This window comes from Oceanirhabdus sp. W0125-5, assembly GCF_027938815.1.
GTDB lineage: Bacteria > Bacillota > Clostridia > Clostridiales > Clostridiaceae > Oceanirhabdus.
The window spans coordinates 2,095,824-2,111,587 of sequence record NZ_CP115913.1 but is presented as its reverse complement, the minus strand read 5'-3'; the positions used below and the strand labels follow the sequence as shown (position 1 = coordinate 2,111,587).

At 30.1% G+C, this 15,764-nt stretch carries 17 protein-coding genes; 8 read left to right on the top strand and 9 right to left on the bottom strand.

Translation table 11 applies throughout. The annotated features are described in order from the left end of the window. Window position 1: 1 nt before the first annotated feature. The 5 genes from OW730_RS09920 to OW730_RS26840 all read right to left on the bottom strand — a co-directional run bounded on the left by OW730_RS09920 (window position 2) and on the right by OW730_RS26840 (window position 2,819). Complete coding sequence (locus OW730_RS09920; RefSeq protein WP_271228863.1) at window positions 2–688, bottom strand: ABC transporter ATP-binding protein; 687 nt, start codon at window positions 686–688, stop codon at window positions 2–4. 168 nt (window positions 689–856) lie between these two features. Next, entirely contained in the window at window positions 857–1,012 is a 156-nt protein-coding gene (locus OW730_RS09915) for a hypothetical protein (protein ID WP_271228862.1), read from the bottom strand. A gap of 59 nt (window positions 1,013–1,071) precedes the next feature. Beyond that, window positions 1,072–1,194 carry a hypothetical protein gene (locus OW730_RS09910; RefSeq protein WP_271228861.1) on the bottom strand — a complete coding sequence of 41 codons (123 nt, stop codon included), beginning with the start codon at window positions 1,192–1,194 and terminating at the stop codon, window positions 1,072–1,074. A gap of 424 nt (window positions 1,195–1,618) precedes the next feature. Continuing rightward, on the bottom strand, window positions 1,619–2,428 hold the full coding sequence (locus tag OW730_RS09905; protein WP_333781270.1) for an RNA-guided endonuclease TnpB family protein: 810 nt from the start codon (window positions 2,426–2,428) through the stop codon (window positions 1,619–1,621). Then, the gene (locus OW730_RS26840; protein ID WP_333781269.1) at window positions 2,421–2,819 is read right to left on the bottom strand and encodes a helix-turn-helix domain-containing protein; all 399 of its coding nucleotides are present in this window, start codon (window positions 2,817–2,819) and stop codon (window positions 2,421–2,423) included. The genes OW730_RS09905 and OW730_RS26840 overlap by 8 nt, the downstream gene beginning before the upstream one ends. A 409-nt stretch (window positions 2,820–3,228) precedes the next feature. Between OW730_RS26840 and OW730_RS09900 the strand changes: the two genes are divergently transcribed. Then, complete coding sequence (locus OW730_RS09900; RefSeq protein WP_271228860.1) at window positions 3,229–4,116, top strand: Na+/H+ antiporter NhaC family protein; 888 nt, start codon at window positions 3,229–3,231, stop codon at window positions 4,114–4,116. A 62-nt stretch (window positions 4,117–4,178) separates the two neighbouring features. On the opposite strand, the gene OW730_RS09895 is transcribed toward OW730_RS09900, so the two are convergent. Further along, the gene (locus OW730_RS09895) at window positions 4,179–4,853 is read right to left on the bottom strand and encodes an STM3941 family protein (RefSeq protein ID WP_271228859.1); all 675 of its coding nucleotides are present in this window, start codon (window positions 4,851–4,853) and stop codon (window positions 4,179–4,181) included. Between the two features lie 244 nt (window positions 4,854–5,097). Here OW730_RS09895 and OW730_RS09890 point away from each other — a divergent pair, with 244 nt between their 5' ends. Then, window positions 5,098–5,457: a hypothetical protein gene (locus OW730_RS09890; RefSeq protein WP_271228858.1), complete on the top strand. Its 360-nt coding sequence runs from the start codon at window positions 5,098–5,100 to the stop codon at window positions 5,455–5,457. A gap of 156 nt (window positions 5,458–5,613) precedes the next feature. Here the strand turns inward: OW730_RS09890 and OW730_RS09885 are convergent, their stop codons facing one another. Next, window positions 5,614–7,611 (bottom strand): sensor histidine kinase, encoded by a 1,998-nt coding sequence (locus OW730_RS09885; RefSeq protein WP_271228857.1) that lies wholly within the window; start codon window positions 7,609–7,611, stop codon window positions 5,614–5,616. 444 nt (window positions 7,612–8,055) lie between these two features. On the opposite strand from OW730_RS09885, the gene rbsK reads away from it, so the two are divergent. The 6 genes from rbsK to OW730_RS09855 all read left to right on the top strand — a co-directional run bounded on the left by rbsK (window position 8,056) and on the right by OW730_RS09855 (window position 13,954). Beyond that, complete coding sequence (gene rbsK / locus OW730_RS09880) at window positions 8,056–8,988, top strand: ribokinase (protein WP_271228856.1); 933 nt, start codon at window positions 8,056–8,058, stop codon at window positions 8,986–8,988. 2 nt (window positions 8,989–8,990) lie between these two features. Next, on the top strand, window positions 8,991–9,386 hold the full coding sequence (rbsD, locus tag OW730_RS09875; RefSeq protein WP_271228855.1) for a D-ribose pyranase: 396 nt from the start codon (window positions 8,991–8,993) through the stop codon (window positions 9,384–9,386). An 11-nt stretch (window positions 9,387–9,397) separates the two neighbouring features. After that, window positions 9,398–10,912: a sugar ABC transporter ATP-binding protein gene (locus tag OW730_RS09870; protein WP_271228854.1), complete on the top strand. Its 1,515-nt coding sequence runs from the start codon at window positions 9,398–9,400 to the stop codon at window positions 10,910–10,912. A gap of 13 nt (window positions 10,913–10,925) precedes the next feature. Further along, window positions 10,926–11,861 carry a ribose ABC transporter permease gene (rbsC, locus tag OW730_RS09865; RefSeq protein ID WP_271228853.1) on the top strand — a complete coding sequence of 312 codons (936 nt, stop codon included), beginning with the start codon at window positions 10,926–10,928 and terminating at the stop codon, window positions 11,859–11,861. Between the two features lie 29 nt (window positions 11,862–11,890). Further along, complete coding sequence (gene rbsB / locus OW730_RS09860; RefSeq protein WP_271228852.1) at window positions 11,891–12,820, top strand: ribose ABC transporter substrate-binding protein RbsB; 930 nt, start codon at window positions 11,891–11,893, stop codon at window positions 12,818–12,820. Between the two features lie 132 nt (window positions 12,821–12,952). Next, complete coding sequence (locus tag OW730_RS09855; RefSeq protein WP_271228851.1) at window positions 12,953–13,954, top strand: LacI family DNA-binding transcriptional regulator; 1,002 nt, start codon at window positions 12,953–12,955, stop codon at window positions 13,952–13,954. Window positions 13,955–14,047: 93 nt separating this feature from the next. Here OW730_RS09855 and OW730_RS09850 read toward each other — a convergent pair whose 3' ends face one another. Then, on the bottom strand, window positions 14,048–14,527 hold the full coding sequence (locus tag OW730_RS09850; RefSeq protein ID WP_271228850.1) for an NUDIX domain-containing protein: 480 nt from the start codon (window positions 14,525–14,527) through the stop codon (window positions 14,048–14,050). 4 nt (window positions 14,528–14,531) lie between these two features. Further along, on the bottom strand, window positions 14,532–15,680 hold the full coding sequence (locus OW730_RS09845) for a glycerate kinase family protein (RefSeq protein ID WP_271228849.1): 1,149 nt from the start codon (window positions 15,678–15,680) through the stop codon (window positions 14,532–14,534). Window positions 15,681–15,764 lie beyond the last annotated feature (84 nt).

Here is a 15,764-nt window from a genome sequence, read left to right as displayed (position 1 = left end):
ATTATATAGCTTGAAGATTTCCAACCATCTCATGTATCTCACCATCCTTTAAATATATTTGCCGTTCACCAAGCTTACCCATTTTTTCATCATGGGTTACAATGACTAAGGAACAGTTAGTTTCTTTTCTTATTTGTAATAAAAGATCAATAACATTTTTACTGTTACTAGAATCTAACGCTCCTGTTGGCTCATCACATAAAATTATTTTAGGCTTATTTACCAAAGCTCTAATAACTGATACCCTTTGAGCTTCTCCACCTGAAAGGGATGAGATTTTACTATTTTTTTTATTTAGTAATCCTACTTTATCTAAGAGTTCTTCCGCTTTTTTTTTCTTTTCCCTGTAGCTTTCCTTTGAGTTCATGGCAATAATTAAGTTTTCTAAAGGTGATAAACAACTTATTAAATTTGAATTTTGAAAGATCAAGCCTACGTTTTCTCTCCTATATCTTTCTAACTGCTTTTCTTTTTTGTAATTTACCTTTTTACCGTTATAATAAACTTCTCCAGTGCTTGGATCACTTAACAATGCTATTGTGTATAGTAAAGTAGATTTTCCTCCACCTGACGGACCCATTATAGTAATAAATTCACCTCTTTCTATACTGAAGTTTATATTTTTAAGAACAACTTGCTTATTTTCTCCACTGCTAAATTCCTTTGATACATTAGTTATCTTTATCATAAATTTACTCCTTATGTATTATTTTTACCAATCCATATAATAATTGTAAAATATTATTCTTTAGAATTTATTTGATAAAAATAAAGAAAAAATAAAGAAAGTTGAATTATTTTTTCAAAATAAAAATTCCAGCAAATTTGCTGGAATTCAATTTATGATTTACAATATTTAATTTTTACCTATTTTATCTATAGGATCTCCTGCAAAAGTTCTATATTCTGCTTCGTTTTTTTTCTTTCTGTCATTTCTTCTAGGTTTAAGGACATCATCTCTTGCAACATCAATGTTACTTGTTTTTCTTGTGCCGTAACGATTATCTGTCATCTTTACACCTTCCCTATAATAATTTTCTTTTGTAATGACTTTTAATCTGAGAACTCAATTTACCTATTGTTTCTTCCTGCTTTTACATCACTTTGTTTTGGTTGAATTTCACTATTATCAGTTTGCTTAGTTCTCATGTTAGTCTTTTTCTTATCTAGCTCTTGAATTTTACCCCTTGCCATTAGAATACACTCCTTTCAAGATTACAAAATTAGTTTGTCCAAGATTGAATATTTTATCCTTGAAAATTTTAGCACCAGTCAGAAGTTGTTCCTAAATTGACTTTGAGTTCTGACTTCATTATTTTTTCTTTTTTTTGTCATGTTGATTTGGATGTTTTTTAGTCTTATCGTAATAATAGGTTTTTACATTAACTTCTATTTTATCTAAATCAATTTTTCCTTTAGACATTTATTTTGCACCCCTTTCAAGATTACTAAGTTAGTTTGTCCAAAATGATAAATTTCATTCTGTGAACTCTCCCTCCACTTACTCACGCTGAAGTGGGGGCTTCTTGGTATATCCAAGAACTTTTCCTGCTTCACAGATTTCGCAATCTACTTTCTCCACAGGCAATCCCCGTAAGACCTACGGTTCTTATTTTTTTTAGGCAATTTCTAATAACCCTTGCTTCAAGATATTCCTACTGGCATTTATATCCCTATCATGAATGCTATCGCATTTAGGACATTTCCATTCTCTTATATGTAGTGGCATTTCATCTAAAACATGACCACAATTATTGCATGTTTTAGATGACGGATACCATCTATTTATTTTATGAATTTTTCTTGCATACCATTTTGCCTTATAATCTAGAATAGTAACAAATTTATACCAACTAACATCTGAAATACTTTGAGCTAATTTATCATTCTTCATCATATTTTTAACTGATAAATCTTCAAGAATTATAACTTGATTATCGCTTATAATTCTTTTAGATAGCTTATGGATGAAGTCTAATCTTTGATTAGATATACGTTCATGTAGTCTAGCAACCTTTATTCTTTGCTTATTCCAATTGTTACTGCCTTTTTCTTTACTACTTAATTTTCTTTGTTCCTTTGCCAATTTATCTAATGACTTTTTTAGATACTTCGGATTTTCAATCTTTTCACCATTTGATAATATTGCAAAATGACATAACCCTAAGTCTATACCAACATTCCCCGATACTTTTTTTAATGGCTCTATCTTTGTTTCAACACATATAGATACAAAATATTTACCACTTGATGTTTTAGAAACAGTAGCGTTTATTACTCTACCTTCAAAATATCTATGAATTTTTGCATTAACATATTTCAATTTAGGCAGTTTTATTTTATCTTTTTTTATTTCAATATTGTTATTCACAAAATTACTTGTATATGTTTTATATAGATATCTCAGTTCAATACTTGATTTATACATGTACAAAAATCGTAGAACCATCGATATTTTGATACATGTATAAATCAAATTTCACGGTAGAATCTCTATAGTTGTCTCTTTTACTTTTGAATTTTGGTCTGTCTGCTCTACCTTCAAAGAAATTTTTGAATGCAGCATCAAGATTTCTTAGTGACATCTGCAGCGATGTACTATCAATTTCTTTAAGCCACACAAGTTCTTTTTTCATACTTGGTAATTGATTTTGTTGTTCTGTATATTTCATACATCTTTTTTCAGCTTTATATATTTCATTCCTTTGGTTTAAGAAATGATTATATACATATCTTGAACAACCAAAAGATTTTTCAATAATCTCTATTTGATTTTCATTTGGATACATTCTGAATTTATATGCTTTGTTGATTTTCATTACTTTCAACACCTTTACTTTTCATTACAATCATAACGAATCATGAGAACATTCATTCTTATTATTTCACATTTATATTTTTTTATTCTTTAGGAAATTGAAAAGTTTCATAAGGAAATTATCACATGAAATGTTGCTTATATCATTAAGTTGAACGTTTGTGTAAAATTCACCAATGCAATTTCTAAAGAATAAAAAAATGAAGGGGTTGTAGGGGAAGTATTCCCCTGCCGGTTTAAGGAGGGTGCTCAGCAACGTTAGTTGCGTCGAAGGGAACCATAGGGTTCCATAGCGAAGCGCGAAGCGCCTTTTTTATCCATGTAAAAGTATTAAGATTACGCATTCATCTCCCACTTATAGAAGATGGGAGACTTCTGATAGTTACGTTAAAGAAGGTACACCTATTAGAATGATAAATGCAATACTACCAATACTAACAATAATCATAATGGTGGTAGTTGGATTATTCATAAATGGACGTAATGCAATTTTAAGTGGAGACAATACTGCACTAATTCAGCAAGTACAAGATACTCCATTTAAATTCGATGTTATGATTAATATATTAGGAAAGTCTAATGCTTCTGTTGCTATGATGTGGGCATCCTTCTCTGGAACAATTGTAGCATTTATACTTGTATTATCTCAAAGAATCTTAACTTTTAAAGAAACTATGGAAGCATGGATTGATGGTGCTAAATCATTAGTTATAGCAATTATGGTACTTGTTCTTGCATGGGGTATCGGTTCTATATGTAAAGACTTAGGTACTGCTAAATATTTAAGTGCTATATTAACTGATAAAGTTTCTCCTGGAATAATTCCAATGGCTGTATTCCTTCTATCATGTATTATAGCATTTTCAACAGGTACCTCTTGGGGTACAACAGCAATAATGATGCCTATCGCTGTACCTATACTTTTTGAAATAAGCGGTGGTGACACTGGATTATTACTATATGAAACAATAGGTTCTGTATTCACTGGCGCTGTATTTGGTGACCACTGTTCACCTATTTCAGATACCACAATTATGAGTTCAATGTCTTCAGCCTGTGACCATTTAGATCATGTTAAGACTCAAATGCCTTATGCACTTACTGTCGCTGGTATAGCATTAGTAGTTGGATATATACCATTATTGTTCTTACCATCATCTAAAGTAGTGACAATTGTATTCCCTATATTAGTATTAATAATAGGATTTATAGCAGCATTCTTCATAATAAAATTAGTTGGTAAGAAGGTTGATGATGCTCCCGAAGTGTCACAAGAAAAGATTGAACAAAAGGCTTAATTTAATATCAAAAGGGAGTCTATAAATTGACTCCCTTTTATATCATCATTCTTTTATTATGCTTAATTATTAATCAGAGAAATTCTTAATTTCATTTCTTCTTCAAGTTCTTCTAGACTCATAGATACTGTGGTATGTGCTATACTAATAAATTTTTGCTTTTTAGTAAGTAATTTTTGTATTTTCCCTTGTCTGCTTCTTATATCATTCATATCATAAGGAACAATTGCTAACATTTTATTGTTCATTTCAACATAAGTAAATACCTCTTTAATTTCATTCCAAGAAACTTGTCCTACACTTGTCATACTTGAATTATAAATAATTCCTTTTGCTGTCATCTCTAATGAAGGTGTATTTTTAATTATCCTATAAATAAAGTAGCTTGTACACAGTCCGAAGAATGCTGTTCCAATTAATCCAACAATAAAAAAATATATCCTCTCATCTATAAGTAAACCACTTACCATTATAAGAACAAATATTAAAAAATATTTTATATAATATAAGCTAAATAGTTCTTTTGCTGTATCTGAACTTTTTCTTGTTTTGTAATAGCTTATTGAGAGTAATATACCAAATCCAGTTATTCCTCCTATAGCACCTGACAAAGAAAATGTAATCCCCTTTTCTTTAATGAATAACGTAATATAAACTGATGCTGCTGTCATCATAATCCCTAAAAATGTTATAAAAACTAATCTTGCTTTGTTTGGATATATCTTTATATTTTCCATGTTTATCTCCTTGTAAATTTCTATATTATGATGTATACGCCGTTTGTCTTACTATATATTTGTTGATTATACTACCATTTAACAATTTTATCAATATTATCACCTATAAATTAATTTAATAAATATCATTAATGAAATTTATAATTTTTTGTTAATTTTGTTAAATATTTCACGAAAATATTGTAAATTACATCTTTTACATGTTAGTATGTATTGGTAAATAATTTATAGAGGAGATGATTTAATGTTAAAAAAATTATTAGGTATTAGTTTATCTGCATCATTATTAATAGGAACACCTGCTTTTGCAGCTATAAATTCATCAAATCAAGGACAAGTAAATTCAATTAACGACCTTTCTGAAAAAGCTAAAAAGGTAACAGTAACAGGTACTTTAAAACTTCAACCTATCTATTATCTTGTAGAGCCAGGACCAAATGATCCACTTTATATAGTTAAACTTGTAACACGTTCTGGAGAAGAATACAATTTAAAAGCTTCTGCTGAGCAATTTAAAATCCATGAAGGAAAAACTATGCAAGTTTCAGGATTAATGAAGAATTCTACAATTTTTAACTTTATATATAAAGTATTTCAATACTAATTAGTAAAATCTTTTATTTAAAATCCAAGACAGGAATCCTAACTCTAATTCCTGTCTTTATTACTTACTATTATTTATTTCACACTATAATGTTAATAGATATATGTATAAAAAAAAACTCCCTGTATATCACAAGAAGTTTAAATAAATATTTATTTATGAATATATATCTGAAAACTCAATATTTATCAATTCAATAATTCCTTCTGGCACATCTATTCTATCCCACTCTGGAACAAAATTTTCTTCTATAACCTTAACTGGTAAATTAATAATAAATTCACTTCCTATTCCATAGTCACTTTTTAAGATTATGCTTCCTCCATGCATTTCAACAAGTGCCTTAACAATAGAGAGACCAATACCACTCCCCTCTCTATTTCTATTCAATGATTTATCTACCTGAGCAAATCTTTCAAAAATCATCTTCATTTTACTTTCGGGGATCCCTATCCCAGTATCCTTAACTGAAATGATTATATTATCTCCCTTATCATAAATATTTACTATTATACTATCTCCTGTATTTGTAAACTTAACAGAATTAGAAAGTAGATTTAATATTATTCTTTCAATTTTATTTGGGTCACAGCTCATAACTTTTTCTTCAATTTCCGTATCGAAGGTTAATGTTACACCTTTATCTTGAATATAATCTGCAACTGATAATGTTACTTCTTCAACAATATGAACAATATTATGATTCTGTAGTGAAATATCATAATATCCAGCATCAATTTTTGTAATATCGATAAGGTTGCTCACTAACCTTATTAGTCTATATGAATTCTGCCTCATTATGTTTAGACGTTTTTCAAACTTTATATCTCCTTCAATATCAATTATTTTATCTTTATACATATCAAGTATTTGTACTGTTCCAAGAATAATATTTAAAGGAGTTCTTAATTCATGTGATATATTAGCAAAAAACTCTGTTTTAATTTTATCGTATTTCCTAACCTCTTCTAACATCTTATTATTAATTTCAATCTTTTTCTGGAGTTCTTCTGCTCGCTTTCTTTCTGTTATATCCCTAACAGCAACAAGAATAGCTTTTTCACCTTTATATTGTATAGAAGTGTTTTTAACCTCAACATCTATCTCCCTTCCATCAGCCCTTAAAAATTTTTCTTCCATAATTGGAGCTGTTCCTCCAGAAGTACTTACCCCTTCAATTCTCTTATTTACAATATCATGATAATCTCTTTTTACAAAATCCATTACTGATTTACCTAAATATTCTTCTTCACTCTTTACACCAAAAAGCCTTAAGATAGCCTCATTACCAAAAATTATCTTACCATTTTTGTGTACACAAATAGCATCAGGAAAAAAATCTACAAGCTGACGATAACTCTCTTCACTTTCTCTAAGCTTTTCTTCGTTAATTTTCCTCTCAGTAATATCTCTTGCAGTTGAAAGAATAACCTTTTCTCCATTTAAATAAAACAGGTGTTTACTTACTTCCATATTTAAAATTGTACCATCCTTTGTTATAAAAGGAATTTCAAAAGTTATACTTCTATCATTTTTAAGTTCTTTTAAAATACATAAAACCTTGTCCTTAAACTCTCTAGGTACAATATCAAATGGTGTCATTGAACTAAATTCTTCCTTACTATACCCCAGTAACTTACAGGCAGTATCATTTGTTTCCATAAAATAATTTAGCTTTCCATCTCTAGCAAAACCATGTAAAAAAATCACATCATTTGAGTTGTTAAATAGTTCTCTAAATTTACTTTCACTCTCAAGAACCTCTTGTGATTTTAGCTTGATGTTGTGCTTCATAAGAGTAATTATTAGCACCACACCAACTAAAATAAAAGCTTCCTCTAAAACATAAAATAAACTACTATAGTGATAGTATATTTTTATATTTGAAATAGAATATGAATAGAAAAGATAACCTAAAGAGATACTTAAACTAATTATCCCAGAGGATAACTCACCTATAAAGATTGAAATTATTATAATAATAGATAAAATCCCTAAGCTATCTGGAATTTCATAACCTATCCCTTGTCTCATTAATAGTAATAAAATATATACAAACATAAAAAAAGGTCCAATTATTTTATAAAAAAGCTTTTTATTAATCATAAAAAATTCTTTTATTTTTTTCCTTTCCTTACCCTTAATATTAATCATCATTATCTTCCTTTCAAAGTATAAGTAAAATGTTATAAGCAAGGTATAAACCCACTTTTATTACAAAAAATCTTATAATTAAAAATATTCTCCAATTAATTATCAATTCCTCCAAGAAAATATCGCAACATTAGACATTATCCGTGCATATTAAATACAACTAAAGCAGTTAGATACTAAATTTCATATATGAATGAAAAAAATGTTTATTGAGAAAAATATTATAAATGTTAAAAATTAATGTACTAATGTTAAAAATCCATGTAATAATGTAAATTTTCAAGCAATTCAGAGATAACGTCGGATTATTGTCGAAAAATAGCCTATTTTATCTAATTGACACTAAATATTTAGAATGCTATAATCTATTTAACCGGTTCACTAAACCGGTTTAGTAAATCGGTTAACTTATTTAATTTCAATAAACTATAGGAGGTAACTAAAGTGAATAAAATCTGCGTCTTAGGCAGCATGAATATGGATATGGTATTAAACGTAAAGAATTTACCTAAGAAGGGTGAAACTCTTCTAGTTAACAATATGGAAAAAATCCCTGGTGGAAAAGGTGCAAACCAAGCTGTTGCAGCTCAACGTCTAGGAAGCAATGTTTATATGATCGCACAAATCGGTGAAGATGATAATGGTGAAATATTACTTGATTGTTTAAAGAAAGACGGTATTAACACTGATTATGTATTTAAAGACAAATTTAATCCTACTGGACTAGCTATCATAACTGTTGATGAGAATGCCGATAATATGATTTCTGTAATCTCAGGTGCTAATATGACTATAAACAATGAACAGATAAAAGAAGCAGAAGAAATTATTAAAAATTGTAATATAGTTATCTCACAATTTGAAACACCAATAGAAACAACAATCGAAACATTTAAAATAGCAAAAGAGAATGGAATTATTACGATTTTAAATCCTGCTCCTGCTACTTCAGTTCCAGATGAGCTCTTAAATGTAACAGACATAATTGTTCCAAACGAAACTGAAGCTCTTGAGCTTACTGATGTGGAAGTTAAGGATTTAGAAAGTGCAAAAATCGCAGCTACTAAATTTATAGATAAAGGTGTAAATTACGTAATCATAACTTTAGGAGAAAAAGGAGCTGCTTTAATAACTAAAGAACAAGCTGATTTAATTCCTGCCTATAAAGTAGCAGCTGTTGATACAACTGCCGCAGGAGATTCATTTATAGGGGCTGTCTCAAGCAAATTAAGCAAAGCCCCAAAAGTAGACTATGAAGTACTGAAAAAAGCAATCAATTTTGGTAATAAAGTTTCTTCAATAGCGGTTACTAAAAAAGGTGCTCAAATCTCACTTCCAACTTTAGAAGAAGTAGTTAATAAATACGGGGAGGAATAATCATGAAAAAAATAGGAATATTAAATCATCATATATCACATGTAATTTCTACAATGGGACATAATGATACCCTTGCGATAGGCGATTGTGGTCTTCCAATTCCAGATGAGACACAAAGAATTGACCTTGCATTAATCAAAGATTTACCGAGATTTATTGATACATTAAAAGCAATTTTACTTGAACTTCAAATTGAAGAAGTTTATATAGCAACTGAAACCACTGAAGTTAGCAAGGATATATTTGAAGAAATAAAGAAAGAAATTGGCGATGTAAAAATAACATTGATTTCTCATGAAGAACTTAAAGATAAGCTAAAAGCTTGTAAAGCAGTTATCAGAACTGGTGAGCAAACTCCATATGCAAATATTATTTTGAAATCAGGAGTTGTATTTTAGGAGGGAAGATAATGAACAAAAATAAATCCCATTTAGTTTTAGAGATGAAAAATATAGTAAAGTCATTCCCTGGTGTAAAAGCTCTTAAAGGGGTTGATTTAAGAGCATACTCTGGTGAGGTTATGGCTCTTCTAGGTGAAAATGGAGCTGGAAAATCAACACTTATGAAAATATTAAGTGGTGTTTATAAAAGAGATATGGGTGTTATTCTAATTGATGGCTATAATGTGGAATTTAAAAATATTAAAGATGCACAAAATAATGGCGTATCAATAATCCATCAAGAACTAAGTGTTCTTCCAAACTTGAAAGTTTGGGAAAATATCTTTCTAGGTAGTGAAAGATATAATTCTCTATCAAGAAGATTAAACAAAAAAGAAATGATAGATGAAACTAGAGAATTACTTAAAGAAATCGGGTCAGATATTGATCCTGAAACAGAAGTAAGAAACTTAACTGTTGGAGAAAGACAGATGGTAGAGATTGTTAAATCAATTTCTAAAAAGGCTAAACTTATAATCATGGATGAGCCTACAACTGCACTAACAGATGTAGAAGTTAATAAACTATTTGAAGTAATTGAAAGATTAAAATCTCAAAACATTGCAATAATTTATATTTCTCATAGACTAGAAGAAATCTTCACAATGTGTGACAAAGTAACAGTATTAAGAGATGGAAGCTACGTTGGAGAAGATAATGTAAGCAACATAGATAGAAATAAACTAATATCTATGATGGTTGGAAGAGATCTTGAGGAACAATATCCTTATATTGAACCTCAAGTTGGTAAAGAAATTTTAAGAGTTGATAATGTATCTTTTAAAGAAAGAGTTAAAAATGTTTCTTTAAAAGTAAATGCTGGAGAAATTGTTGGAATGTCAGGTCTTATGGGTTCTGGTAGAACTGAAGTAGCTAAAATTATATTTGGTGAATATAAAAAGAGTTCAGGTAATGTATATATTGAAAATCAATTAGTTGATATTTCCTCCCCTGAACAGGCATTAAATAAGGGAATTGCATATCTCTCTGAGGATAGAAAAGGAGAAGGTTTAATACTGAATATGTCAGTAAAGCAAAACATGACCCTTTCTAACTTAGATAAATATGAAAACAATTTAACTAAGAAACTTGATAAAAAATTAGAATCTGAAGATTATGATATGTTCTCTAAAAAGCTATCTGTAAAAACACCAAGTGGAGAACAATTGATTAAAAACCTAAGTGGTGGTAATCAACAAAAAGTTATACTTGCAAAATTAATTATGTTATCTCCAAAGGTTCTTATTATAGATGAACCTACAAGAGGTATCGATGTTGGTGCAAAAAAAGAAATATATGAAATCTTAAATGAACTAAAAAAAGCAGGAACAGCAATAATAATGATTTCTTCAGATTTAGAAGAAGTACTGGGTATAAGCGATAGAATTTTAGTTATGAGTGAAGGAAAACTTACTGGTGAAGTACCTAGAAAAGATGCAACTCAAGAGCTTATTATGAAATATGCTGTTAATGCAGATCATTAAAGGAGGAATAAAAATGAAAGTCAACTATAAAGAAATGTTATCTAAATATAAATCCTTAATAGGCTTAGTCTTGCTTTGTATTGTCATAACTTTCATAAACCCAAGATTTTTAACTGTAAGTAATATTAGAAACGTATTAACTCAGGTATCAGTTAATGCAATTATAGCAGTTGGTATGACCTTTGTAATATTAACAGGTGGAATAGACCTATCTGTAGGTTCCATTCTAGCAATTTCAGGTGCTTCAGCTGCATTCCTAATGAAAAGTACAGGAAATGTATTTATATCAATAATTGCAGCTTTAATTATCGGTGCATGTATTGGAGCAATTAATGGAATCATAATATCAAAAGGAAAATTACAAGCTTTCATTGCAACTCTTGCAACAATGACAATCTTTAGAGGGGTAACTTACGTCTTTACAAATGGTATCCCAATATCAGGATTAGGAAAAGCCTTTATGGTTGTTGGTAACAAAAGATTTTTAGGGATTCCCCTTCCTATAATCATAACTTTAATAGCCTTTTTAGGTGCATGGTATGTATTAACTCAAACAAAATACGGAAGATATGTGTATGCTTTAGGTGGAAATGAAGATTCAGCAAGACTTTCAGGTATTAACACAGATAAAATTAAATCAATAGTATATGTAATTTCAGGTATGATGGCAGCTTTAAGTGGAATAATAGTTACAAGTAGAATTGGTTCTGCTGGACCTACAGCTGGTTCTGGTTATGAACTTGATGCTATTGCTGCTGTAGTAATTGGTGGTACTAGTCTATCTGGTGGAGAAGGTTCTATAACAGGTACTGTAATAGGTGCATTAATAATCGGAGTTTTAAATAATGGACTAAACCTTATGAATGTTAACCCGTTTTATCAATCAATAGTAAAAGGTGCAGTTATCTTAATTGCAGTATTACTTGATAAGAGAAACAATAAAAAATAACATAAATTAAAATAAGGAGTGAATTACACATGAAAACAATTAAAAAACTTTCAAGTTTAGCACTTTCTATGGTTCTTGCTGTGGGGTTATTTGCAGGATGTGCGCCAACTGAAAACAAAGAAGGAGCTAATGAAGGAGCTAAAGAAACTAAAAAAATCGGAATGGTTCTTTCTACTTTAAACAATCCTTTCTTTGTAAGTATGAAAGAAGGTGCTCAGAAAAAAGCTGACGAATTAGGATATGAATTAGTAGTTCTTGACTCAAAAGATGACGCAACTACAGAAAGAGCAAATGTTGAAGACTTAGTTCAACAAGGTGTATCAGTGCTAATGATTAACCCAACTGATAGTGATGCTGTTGGTAACTCAATAATGGTTGCAAATGATAGTAATATTCCAGTTATAACAGTAGATAGAGGAGCAAACTCTGGTGAAGTAGTATCTCATATAGCTTCTGACAATACTGCTGGTGGTAAATTAGCTGCTGAATATATGTTAGAGTTATTAGGTGGAAAAGGTAAATTAGTTGAACTTCAAGGTATCCCTGGAGCATCAGCTACAAGAGAAAGAGGAGCTGGTTTCCATAGTGTTGTAGATGGTAAAGATGGTGTAGAAGTTGTTGCTAGTCAACCTGCTGATTTTGATAGACAAAAAGGATTAAACGTAATGGAAAACATAATTCAAGCAAACCCAGACTTTAACGGAGTATTTGCCCACAATGATGAAATGGCTTTAGGCGCTATTCAAGCAATATCAACTGCTAACAAAGATGTAGTAGTTATTGGATTCGACGGAACTGACGATGCTGTTAAAGCTGTTGAAGACGGAACAATGGCAGCTACAGTTGCTCAACAACCTGATTTAATGGGATCACTTGCTGTAGAAAATGCTGTTAAACTAATTAAAGGTGAAACTATTGAAGAATCAATTCCTGTTGATCTAAAGCTTATTAAAAAGTAATCCCCTGTATTTTATATACATTACCCAACATATAAAGAGTAATCTAGTTTTACTGGATTACTCTTTATATAATTTGTTATAATAATAACAAGTAAGATCTTTATACATTATTAGTTTAACTTGGAGGAAAGCATGAGAAAAGCAACAATGCAGGATATAGCCAATAAGGCAGGTGTTTCAAAGACAACTGTCTCAATGGTAATAAATAATAAAGGTAGCAACATAAGCAGTGCAACTAAAGAGAAAATATTTAAAATAGCTCAAGAGCTAAATTATATTCCAAATTCCATTGCAAGAAGTTTAAGTACAAAAAAATCTGGAACTATAGGTATAATGGTACCAGACATAACGAATCCTTTTTTCTCTGAAATAGCGCGTGCTATTGAAGATGCTGCAAATGCTTATGAATATAATGTTATATTCTGCAATTCAGATAATGAAATAGATAAAGAAGAAAAATATATTCAACTATTAATAAGTAAACTTGTTGATGGGGTAATCTTTATTGCTGGAGGAAAAAGTACTAAAAGCATAGACATTCTTAATGCCAATGGTGTCCCTTTTGTACTTGTTGACAGATATGTTGAAGGTTATGAAAATAACTACGGGGTATATACTTTAAATAAAGAAGGCATAATCGATGGTGTTGATTATTTATATAAAGAAAACAAGAGAAAAATAGTCTTCGTTTCAGGTTCATCTGATTTAGAAATATCAAATTTAAGATTAGATGGATATACTGAAGCTATGAAAAACCATGGAATATATGATAAATCTTTAATCTTTGAAAGTGATTTCACCATTGAAGGTGGAAGAAATGCAACAGAAGAGATATTAAAAAATCTCAAAGATTTTGATGCAATTTTCTATAGTAATGATGTTATGGCCTTAGGTGGAATAAAAGTTTTAACAAGACACGGATATAAAATTCCTGAAGATGTTAGTATAATTGGCTTTGATAACATTCACCTTTCACAAATAGTAGAACCTGAACTTACTACTGTTGGTCAACCTATATATGATATAGGTAGAGAATCTTGCAAGTTATTAATTGATGTAATCAATGAAAATGATATACCTGAAAAAGTTATCAGTTTTAAAACAGAGTTGATTAAAAGAGGCACTGTTAAGTAAAACAAATGCATAATTGAGAATTTATAATGTATACTAAAATATAGCTTCTGATTAAGGTCAGAAGCTATATTTTATTATTCTTACCAAACTCAATTATACTTCTATGAACCTCTCCTGATTTTCCAAATAGAAAGTTTTCTTCTCATCTAATGCTTTAATTGCTTGTTTAACTCTTCTTAGTAATCTACCACTTAAATACTCCTCTATTATCTCTACATTTATAAATTTGTACTTCTCTAATTCCTCTGGTGGTAATTTTATTTCATTAATAGATGAAGTATTTAAAATTCCTCCATAAAAAATAAATTGTAATGACTCTGTATAAGTCTCAGTGCCATGAAAATAATCTACTACAAGTAATTCTTTAAGCTTAATATCAAGAGAAAGTTCCTCTAAAACTTCTCTTCTACATCCTTCAGCAGGTGATTCATTTAATTCAATAACTCCACCGGGAATACTCCAGCCTTCTTTATATGTAGGTTTTACTACTAATACTTCCATTTTTTCATTATAAAAAATTGCTCCTGATGCCATACGTTTTTTCGGTAAACTCTTATAAAAGTCTTGGTTCATTTACTCATCTCCTATATCTATTAAATTTAATTTTTAATACCCTCATAACCCTTTCTGCAGTTCTCTCAATTAATTCTCTACTCTCACTCATAGACTCTTCTAAGGTCATGGGTTTTTCTGAAATTGAGAATATACCATCAAAGCCTTTTTCATAAAGAATCTCAGAACCTTTACCTATACTTCCTGCTATTGCAATTACAGGTATTCCATATTTTTTAGCTAGAGTAGCTACTCCAAAAGGCGTCTTACCAAATTGAGTCTGAAAATCAATCATCCCCTCTCCAGTTATTACAAAGTCTGCGCCTTTTATTTTATCTTCTAATTTCACTGTCTCAGTTACAATATTAATTCCACTTCTAAGTTCTGCATTTAAAAATGCCATTAATCCTGCTCCTAGTCCACCAGCTGCACCTGCACCTGGATGGTCTTTAATATCAATAGACATATTTTCTTTTATAACTTCTGCAAAATTAAATAAATTTTTATCTAATTTTTCTACCATTTCCTCATTGGCACCCTTTTGAGGTGCAAAAACATAAGATGCTCCCTTAAGTCCACAAAGAGGATTGTCCACATCACAAGCAGCAATAATCTTGCACTCTTTAATTCTTCTATCTATTTGAGAAAGATCAATCTTATCTAATTTTTCTAAACCCTCTCCTCCAACTCCTATATCATTTCCATCCTTATCAAGAAGCTTACCACCTAGAGCTTTAACCATACCAGCTCCACCATCATTAGTAGCACTTCCTCCAATTCCTATAATAATATTTCTACACCCTCTATCTAATGCATCTTTAATTAATTCTCCTGTGCCATAGGTAGAAGTTTTCATTGGATTTCTTTCTTCTTTTTTTAAAAGTGGTAATCCTGAAGCTGCTGCCATTTCAATAACAGCTGTTTTTCTATCTCCTAAAATACCATAGAAAGCATCAATATCTCTAAATAGGGGATCTTTTACTTTCACTGAAATTAATTCACCAGAAGTACAATCTACTAAAGATTGTACAGTTCCTTCTCCCCCATCAGCCATTGGTACTTTAATTATTTCAGCATCTATAAAAACCTTTTTTATTCCTTTTTCTATGTATTCACAAGCTTCTTTAGCTGTTAAACTTCCTTTAAAAGAATCTGGTGCCACTACAATCTTCATATATTCACTCCCTTTTATGTTTTTCATATAGTTAAAGACAGGAAGTCTAAAAAAGCCTCCCTGTCCAAACTTATGACCATAGAA